Here is a 4,916-nt window from a genome sequence, read left to right on the forward strand (position 1 = left end):
AAGACGAAGCGGACCTGTGCCGTCTTCAAGCAAAGGACCGGCTCCCAATAGGACAAATTGATTAGCTTTACCGCCGGTTTTAAATAAGAGGAGCTTAGGCTGAGCTAGAGTAAGCGTTTTAAATAGGTGAAGTTTGATATAAGACCGAACTAAAGAAATCCTCACGGCGGTTCTGGATAATTACCTACAATCCGGAGACTTCAATGGAATGGGCGTGGCGCACTTGACGCAATCTGAGGATGTGGAAGTGATCAAAGAACTCATCGCGTGCGGTCGGTTGGACCTTGTTCGCGGCGACAGTCACCCAAACCCACATATCAAGGCATTCGAAGCAGAACCTATCGACGTTCAGCTGAAAAAAATTGATGAAGCTTCACTTGTTGGGTGCCTGTATCCCACCCCACAGCTACTTGTCGAACAAGGTGCAGGGGCCAATGAAGCTGCACCGTATACCAAAGCACTAAAGGAGGGTGCCCCTCAGTTGAGTTTTCGGGCCTTCGACCTCCGTGCGCTTGAGTGGTACCGGAATGACCCACGTTTCGATTTCGAAGTTGACGATATTCACGGTCGAGTATTGCAGAAAGATGGGACGCAGATCGCCGACCGCGCAGTAGTTCGGGACGGACTAGAATTCTTTGAATTTGGCTTTGCATATGACAGCGACATGCACCGCGCCATCGCTGCCTTCATTCGATACCTTCACGATCTGCCAGAAGAGCTACAGGTTCAAATGGCGGTGCATGAGCTGGACGGCTCGTACAGACTTCACCCAGATTTCTTTCGCACCCAAATCATCGGTGATTTTCCTGAGAAGATGTCAATCTATGATGCGTTTCTTGAGGAGAAGAAGCAGATAAATCGGTTCTGCATGCAGATGGGTAAACCGCCGCTCTTTCGAACCGAGTTTCGTGAACTCAAGCGTCCTCATGGCTTTGGTATCTTGCTCAGACCCACAAAGAAAGAGTTTCGGGATTTTGCCCTGTTGCTAGACCAAATGTTAAGCGACGACCTTAGCAGAGACTTTTTCAAAGGTGACGTTAATCTGAACCGTAATTTGACTGATGAGGATGGAAATCCCGTCATACAATCGAAAGGCACCATCCAGTTACTAGAAGAGTGGATAGCTAAGAAGTTTCGGCCCGCTGATCCAGAGCCAGTGGAGCAAATGTTCGCAGACTTTCGTTCGGTACGGAAGGTGCGTCAAAAACCAGCGCACAAGGTTGAGGACAACGAATTTGATCAGAAGTACCTGGCCGAGCAACGTGATCTAATAAGCAGTGCCTATGGCGCGGTACGCACACTGCGAATGGTTCTGGAAAATCACCCAGCCGCGCGGGAGGATGAAGTCCCTGATTACCTTAGGGAAGCAAAGGTTTGGACGATGTGAAGGACGGGATCGAAGCATAGGCATCCAGTCACCGAACCCGTCCTTCGGGCTTCCCCCAGCATCAATCGTTTTGCGCTCATTGCGGCCATTGAACGCTCAGACAGCGGTTCGCCCCCAAAACCAAACTACCCCCGCCCCCGATACGTCGGCACCCCCTGCTCCGGCACCCAAACGCCCTCCGGTATCTCCCCCATCTGCCAGAACACATCAATCGGAATCCCACCCCGCGGATACCAATACCCCCCGATCCGCAGCCACTGCGGCTCCAGAAAATCCACCAACCGCCGCGCAATGGAAATCGTACAATCCTCGTGAAACGCCCCATGATTGCGGAAGGACGTCAGGTACAGCTTCAGCGACTTGCTCTCCACCAGCCACTGCCCGGGCACATAGTCGATCACAAGGTGGGCAAAGTCAGGCTGCCCGGTCATCGGGCACAGCGACGTGAACTCCGGTGCCGTGAACCGCACGTTATAGGCCACATCCGCCTGCGGGTTCTGCACCCGCTCCAGCTCCGCCTCCTCAGGTGAGGCGGGCTGGACCGTCGCCCCGCCCAATTGCTTGAGATTGCTGTAGATCGTCTCGGACATGCGTGTTTTCTCTCTGGCCAGGGCGGCGTCATCAGGCCGCCCCATATGCTGTCTGTATTTCTGCGGCACCCTAGCGACGACACGATCCAGATCAAAGCGGGGGGCGGAAAAATCGGGCATCCTGCGTGCAAATCAGCAAAACAGGACATGCCATGCCGAAATCCAAGCCCGACCCCGCAAAAGTCACCCCCGCAACCGCACCCCTGACCGCGTTCAATCCCGTCGCAGCACAAGCGTGGATGGAGATGACATCCGCCTGCAGCACCTTCGCCCTCGACCGGATGCAAAAGGCGCTCGCCGCCCAACAGGCCATGATGACCTGCGCCTCGCCTGCCGCACTGATGCAGGTGCATTCGGACTACTGCCGCGACGCAGCCCAGGACTATTCCAAACAGACGGCCCGCATGATGGCCCTGATGACCAGCGCCACGGGCCAACGCGCAGCCGACGGCACCTCGCCCTTTTCCCGCAAATACGATGACGTCCCACTGTAGGATCGCGCGAGCCAAAACCCTAACAAATCCCTAGTTCGCCGCTGTAACCCGTTGATTTCAGGCGAACCCGCGCACGTCCCACCATGGGACAACGAAAAACCCCGACCGCAATCGCAGCCGGGGTCCATCATTCTTTCCATCAGGAAGGGCTCACCCTGCCCCGCGGATCAAAGACCGGTGGTCACGTCGATCGTGTTGCCTTCTTCCAGCGTGACATAGGCCTTTTTCACGTCCTTCCGCTTGCCCAACTGGCCGCGGAAACGTTTGACCTTGCCCTTGGTGATGGTCGTGTTCACGGCCTTCACCTTCACACCAAAGAGCGCCTCAACGGCCTCCTTGATCTGGGGCTTGTTGCTGTCCATCGCCACTTCAAAAACGATCGCGCCATTTTCGGACGCCATGGTCGCTTTCTCGGTGATGATCGGCTTGCGGATCACGTCGTAATGTTCTGCCTTGGCACTCATTTCAAACGAGCCTCCAGTGCTTCGACACCCGCCTTCGTGATCACCAGGGTGTCACGCTTCAGGATGTCATATACGTTTGCACCCATCGTCGGCAGGATATCCAGACCTTCGATGTTGCGCGATGCCTTCAGGAAGTCCTCGTTCACCGAGGCCCCATCGATCACCAGCGCACGCTTCCAGCCAAGGTCCTTGACCTGCTTGGCCAGAGCGGCGGTTTTGCCCGCGGCAGCCGCATCCTCGATGATGACCAGCTCGCCTGCCTTGGCCTTGGCCGACAGGGCGTGCTTGAGACCCAGCTTGCGAAACTTCTTCGGCAGGTCGTGGCCGTGCGAACGCGGCGTCGGACCCTTGTAGATACCACCCTTGCGGAAGATCGGCGCGTTACGGTCACCGTGGCGTGCGCCGCCGGTGCCCTTCTGGCGATAAATCTTCTTCGTCGAGTAGCTGGTTTCCGAGCGGGTCTTGACCTTGTGGGTACCGGCTTGGGCGTTGTTGCGCTGCCAGCGGACCATGCGGTGCAGGATATCGGCGCGCGGCTCGAGGCCAAAGAGGTCCTCGCTCAGCTCGACCGAACCGGCCTTGCCGCCGTCCAGTTTGATGACGTCGAGTTTCATTATTCGTCACCCTCTTTCTTGGCGTCGTCCCCGTCTTCGGCCTTGTCGGCTTCGATGGAGGCTTCGGCTTCTTTCAGCGCTTCCGCTTCGGCAGCGGCCTGCTCTTCAGCCAGACGCTTGGCTTCGGCTTCCGCTTCGGCGGCTGCGGCAGCAGCGGCTTCCTCGGCAGCTTTCATCGCCTCTTCCTTGGCGGATTTCAGAGCGGCAGGCAGGATCGCGTTTTCAGGGAACGGCTTTTTCACCGCATCCTTGACGGTGACCCAACCACCTTTCGATCCGGGCACGGCGCCCTTGATCATGATCAGACCACGGTCGCTGTCGGTGCGCACCACTTGCAGGTTCTGCGTGGTGACGCGCGCGGCGCCCATGTGGCCGGCCATCTTCTTGCCCTTGAACACCTTGCCGGGGTCCTGACATTGACCGGTCGAGCCGTGCGAACGGTGGGAAATCGACACACCGTGCGAGGCGCGCAGACCACCGAAGTTGTGGCGTTTCATGGCACCGGCAAAGCCTTTACCAATCGAGGTGCCGGTGACGTCGACGAACTGACCTTCGAAATAGTGGTCGGCGATGATCTCTTCGCCCACGTTGATCAGGTTGTCTTCGGTCACGCGGAACTCAACCAGCTTCCGCTTGGGCTCCACTTTCTGAGCGGCAAAGTGACCGCGCATGGCTTTCGACACGCGCTTGACCTTGGGCGTACCCGCGCCGAGTTGCACCGCGGTGTAGCCGTCCTTGTCCGCGGTGCGTTGACCCACGACCTGCAGGGCGTCGAGTTGCAGCACGGTGACGGGTACTTGCTTGCCGTCTTCCATGAACAGGCGGGTCATCCCCACCTTCTTTGCGAGAATTCCAGAGCGCATAATCTATACCCTCCTTACGACTGCAGCTTGATCTCGACATCCACACCAGCGGCGAGGTCGAGCTTCATCAGCGCGTCCACGGTCTGGGGGGTCGGATCGACGATGTCGAGAAGACGCTTGTGCGTACGGATCTCGAACTGATCGCGGGATTTCTTGTCGATGTGCGGGCCGCGCAGAACGGTGAACTTTTCGATCTTGTTCGGCAGCGGGATCGGGCCGCGCACGGACGCACCGGTGCGTTTGGCGGTGTTGACGATTTCCTGCGTGGACGCGTCCAGCACACGATAGTCAAACGCCTTCAGCCGAATGCGGATGTTTTGGCTTTGAATGGCCATTTTCGTGTTCCCTTACTCGGGCTTCCAACGGAGAGGAGGAGCATCGACCACCGACACCCCTCGTCGCGTCTTTTTTCGTTGTGCGGCAGGGCAAACCCCGCCTTACATCTCATCGGTCCCGTAGGGCGGGCTCCACCCCGCCGCCACGGTTGGACTGGCTTACTCGGTG

General features: G+C 57.7%; 7 protein-coding genes. 2 read left to right on the forward strand and 5 right to left on the reverse strand.

Going from position 1 to position 4,916, the window contains the following annotated elements; translation table 11 throughout:
- Window positions 1-208 precede the first annotated feature (208 nt).
- Window positions 209-1,387 (forward strand): AAA family ATPase, encoded by a 1,179-nt coding sequence (locus FD715_RS22035; RefSeq protein WP_147115335.1) that lies wholly within the window; start codon window positions 209-211, stop codon window positions 1,385-1,387.
- A gap of 125 nt (window positions 1,388-1,512) precedes the next feature.
- On the opposite strand, the gene queF is transcribed toward FD715_RS22035, so the two are convergent.
- The gene (gene queF, locus FD715_RS22040) at window positions 1,513-1,977 is read right to left on the reverse strand and encodes a preQ(1) synthase (protein WP_147115343.1); all 465 of its coding nucleotides are present in this window, start codon (window positions 1,975-1,977) and stop codon (window positions 1,513-1,515) included.
- Between the two features lie 152 nt (window positions 1,978-2,129).
- Here queF and FD715_RS22045 point away from each other — a divergent pair, with 152 nt between their 5' ends.
- Complete coding sequence (locus tag FD715_RS22045) at window positions 2,130-2,471, forward strand: phasin family protein (RefSeq protein ID WP_147115337.1); 342 nt, start codon at window positions 2,130-2,132, stop codon at window positions 2,469-2,471.
- 167 nt (window positions 2,472-2,638) lie between these two features.
- Here FD715_RS22045 and FD715_RS22050 read toward each other — a convergent pair whose 3' ends face one another.
- From FD715_RS22050 to rpsJ, 4 genes are read right to left on the reverse strand one after another with little or no spacing between them, the layout of a single operon-like run.
- On the reverse strand, window positions 2,639-2,935 hold the full coding sequence (locus FD715_RS22050; protein WP_039688636.1) for a 50S ribosomal protein L23: 297 nt from the start codon (window positions 2,933-2,935) through the stop codon (window positions 2,639-2,641).
- Window positions 2,932-3,549, reverse strand: coding sequence for a 50S ribosomal protein L4 (gene rplD / locus FD715_RS22055; protein WP_039688638.1), 618 nt, complete (start codon window positions 3,547-3,549; stop codon window positions 2,932-2,934). Before rplD ends, FD715_RS22050 begins: the two co-directional genes overlap by 4 nt.
- Entirely contained in the window at window positions 3,549-4,415 is an 867-nt protein-coding gene (gene rplC, locus FD715_RS22060; protein ID WP_147115340.1) for a 50S ribosomal protein L3, read from the reverse strand. The genes rplD and rplC overlap by 1 nt, the downstream gene beginning before the upstream one ends.
- Window positions 4,416-4,426: 11 nt before the next feature.
- Window positions 4,427-4,741: a 30S ribosomal protein S10 gene (gene rpsJ / locus FD715_RS22065; RefSeq protein ID WP_039688718.1), complete on the reverse strand. Its 315-nt coding sequence runs from the start codon at window positions 4,739-4,741 to the stop codon at window positions 4,427-4,429.
- Window positions 4,742-4,916: the final 175 nt, after the last annotated feature.

Source organism: Tateyamaria sp. syn59, assembly GCF_007995245.1.
Lineage (GTDB): Bacteria > Pseudomonadota > Alphaproteobacteria > Rhodobacterales > Rhodobacteraceae > Tateyamaria.